General features: G+C 57.5%; 3 protein-coding genes. All 3 read right to left on the minus strand.

The genetic code is table 11. From position 1 onward, the window contains the following. Positions 1 to 96: 96 nt before the first annotated feature. The 3 genes from QFW80_RS03885 to QFW80_RS03895 all read right to left on the minus strand — a co-directional run bounded on the left by QFW80_RS03885 (position 97) and on the right by QFW80_RS03895 (position 2410). A complete protein-coding gene (locus QFW80_RS03885; RefSeq protein WP_280599968.1) occupies positions 97 to 528 on the minus strand; it encodes a hypothetical protein in 432 nt (143 codons plus the stop codon). A gap of 991 nt (positions 529 to 1519) precedes the next feature. Then, positions 1520 to 2035 (minus strand): hypothetical protein, encoded by a 516-nt coding sequence (locus QFW80_RS03890; RefSeq protein ID WP_280599970.1) that lies wholly within the window; start codon positions 2033 to 2035, stop codon positions 1520 to 1522. 60 nt (positions 2036 to 2095) lie between these two features. Then, on the minus strand, positions 2096 to 2410 hold the full coding sequence (locus QFW80_RS03895) for a hypothetical protein (protein ID WP_280599972.1): 315 nt from the start codon (positions 2408 to 2410) through the stop codon (positions 2096 to 2098). Between the last annotated feature and the right edge of the window lie 803 nt (positions 2411 to 3213).

Below are 3213 nucleotides of genomic sequence, written 5' to 3' on the forward strand. Positions count from 1 at the left end.
CCGGAGGCCAACGCAAAGACACAAATTCCCCGTCAGCCCTAACGCCTGAATTAAGCCGCGCCGCGAAGCGGCGTCGGCTTGAATGAATTGTTAGGCCTACGGGCCGTGCAACTGAGCACAGTAATCATAAATCGTCCAATACGTGATTGTGGTCATACCGTCACCGCCATCCTGATGCTCGCTGCTTTGCTGCTCAGGGTTGGCAACACAGAAAATGTTGTCTGGTTTGAGCACGCCAAAGTAATTGCGGTCATTTTTCCACTGCGGATCTACGGAGAAGTACCCGCTGTCAGAATAGCTGTATGTGCCAGATTGCTTGTGATATGCGAAAGAACCAGATACGTCAGCTTGTTGGTTCTTGTAGAGCCAGCCAGTAGGCAGTTGCCCAGAGGGATGGCGGAGTTGCGCTGCTAGACGCGTGCCGTCCGGTCCAGACCAAGTGTTGCCGATCAGGGCGGGTGCGCTGACAGTAGCGCAGCCGGTCAAGCTGAGCAGAAATAGAACTGCAAATGTATTGAGAACTCTCACTGTAGGCCTAACGGCTGAATTAAGCCGCGCCGCGAAGCGGCGTCGGCTTGAATGAATTGTTAGGCCGCTGGCGACTAAACTGCAGCATGCTGGCGACCGAGGATGCGGCGCAAGTACATGTATCCGACGTATGCCGCCACCAAGCCGATTGGAACGGCTACCCAGTCCGTCTAGCAGCACGAGTTCGCACCCGGCGGGGCCTTCGAGGCTGGCGAAGTACCGGGCCGCTATGTCTCTCGCTTCGGACGCGCTGATCATTCGTGCGGGGCCTAACACCTGAATTAAGCCGCGCCGCGAAGCGGCGTCGGCTTGAATGAATTGTTAGGGCGCAGCAAGCCGAGCAACTCCATTAGGATTGGTCACAGCGAGCGGTGCCCAAGAACCGCCGGATCACTGTCTCCCGGAAGCCACCAACAAAGCTGGCCCCTATAAGCAACGCAATCGCTCCAGGTGCAATGAGCCAGAACGAGAAGTCGTAGAGAAAGATCGACAGCCCGGTGAGCGCAGCTCCCAGCATGACCAAAGCTATGCCGATGTATCCGAGAACCATTTCTTGTGCGGCCTAACGCTTGAGTTAAGCCGCGCCACGAAGTGGCGTCGGCTTGAACGAGTGGTTAGGTGTGCGGCTAGTCACCACGGAACCACACATAGGTATGAGACATGGATGCACCCTCAACGAGCGAAAGTACAGCTTGAAGATGGCTTTGCCAACGGGGGTTCTCAATGGCTGGCAATAGGCTGCGAATCTCCGACGCCAGTACGGGAATCTGGAGCTGATTGAAACAGGCATCCCCGGCTGGGTCTATGAACCGTATGCAGGAACTACCAGTTTGCCGGAACAAAAGACTGCTCATTTGGGCAAGTGCATCTGAGTCTTCGACGGCCGCGAGGATCTCTCCGCGCTCATTCTTCCAGTAGACGTCTATCCCCATCGCACACCTAACGCCTGAATTAAGCCGACCCGCGAAGCGGGTTCGGCTTGAATGAATTGTTAGGGGGCAGGCCGATCAAGCTTGGCCATCTCCGCTTGCGTGTAGAACTTGAGGCGCGCAACGCGCTGCCCGTTGAGTAGGTCTAAAGAGGGTCCGTAGTCGTACCCGGGCGACTCAATCGTTCCCGAGAGGCCGTGTACACGAACAATGTCATATCCGTCGCAAAAGTAGATGGTAGGGCCGCCATCTGATGGGGCAAACGGCGCCTCTGGGCAATCGGGGCGCCCGCCAGACAGAATGGTCTCATAGCTGGTCCAGGCTGACTTGACGATTGATGCTTGGTCTGGCGTTAGCGCCGACAGATCAATACCGAAGTGCTCGTCTTTGTCTGAAATGATCTTCACGGTGCCCGGCAGGCGACGCTTGGAAGGATTCATAGGTAAGCCCGTATCCGGGTTGTCTATGTACTCGCCCTCTTCCAACTGCTCCGATATGGTGGGAGAAGTAGGCTCTTGTGAGCATGCGGTTGCGACGGAAACCGCCATCAAGATGCCGAATGTGCGAGTGAACTCCATCCTGCCCCCTAACGCCTGAATTAAGCCGTGCCGCGAAGCGGCATCGGTTTGAATGAATTGTTAGGCGGCAACCACGTCTTGCCAGACGATGCCGACCGTGACCTTTGATTCCGCATGTGCAACCGCTTGAGCAATTGTGCTGTAGCCGGGCGAGTCTGGCCAAGTTGGCTCAGAGGTCTCAAGGGCGTGCCGAAACCGCGCGTAGTACAGAAAGCCGTCTTGGCCCAGCGGCTCAGGCGTCTCTCCAGGCTCCAGTGCGCCGTCAGCCTCCCCGAGCTTGTACCAGTAGTCGTAGTCAAGCGCGACGATGTCGACGGGCGTATCAACCGACCCGCCGTAAAGCCATGAACCGACCCGGATGATACGAAGTGTCATTGCCGCCTAACGCCTGAATTAAGCCGCGCCGCGAAGCGGCGTCGGCTTGAATGAATTGTTAGGTGGCGCACTAGTCACCACCAGCTCCACCACTGTCACCACCCCCATCACCGCCGCTGCAACCACAGAGCCCGATGCCTGGTCCGTCTGGTGCGCCTCCATCCGAGGGAAAGTACAGTGGGTCGACTGTGCCGGGTGAGGAGGGGCCAAGAGCTTGAGAAAAAGCAAATGCTACACAGACAACTGCCCCAATAACTGGCACTAGCCAAATGAGTCCGAGCTGTAGCCAGCGTTGCGATGTTGAAAAGACAGAGACGCGAAGAACCGCAAACGATGCGAAAACGTTGACGATTGCGACGACTGCAACCAATAGGAACGTCAGCTCCATCGAAATCTCCCAAGCCACCTAACGCCTGAGTTAAGCCGCGCCGCGTAGTGGAGCAAAGCACATGGCAAGCTCTACCTGCCATGTGCTTTGTGTAACGAAGCGGCGTCGGCTTGAACGAACTGTTAGGCGGAACGCTACGACGAAAACCGGGGTGCGGCAAGCTCTTGGCTTGGGATGTGGCCGAAGCCAATGGCGCCTGGGTGCGCCGGCCCGGGACCTGTCCACGGACCTGGCCGAAGCCTGCGATGGACGGTCCGATTGCAACGCCTGAGTCCAGCCATCCGAAGCCGGCCGCGACGAACTGTCCCGGCGCGCTTGCGACTACTTGGCCGAAGCCAAAGATGATGGCAGCACGTTGGCCGATCCGATTGCGACGACACTCAATAGCACGACATTGCAGCGTGCCGCCTAACGC

The sequence above is a fragment of the Luteimonas rhizosphaericola genome (assembly GCF_029888045.1).
Classification (GTDB): domain Bacteria; phylum Pseudomonadota; class Gammaproteobacteria; order Xanthomonadales; family Xanthomonadaceae; genus Luteimonas; species Luteimonas rhizosphaericola.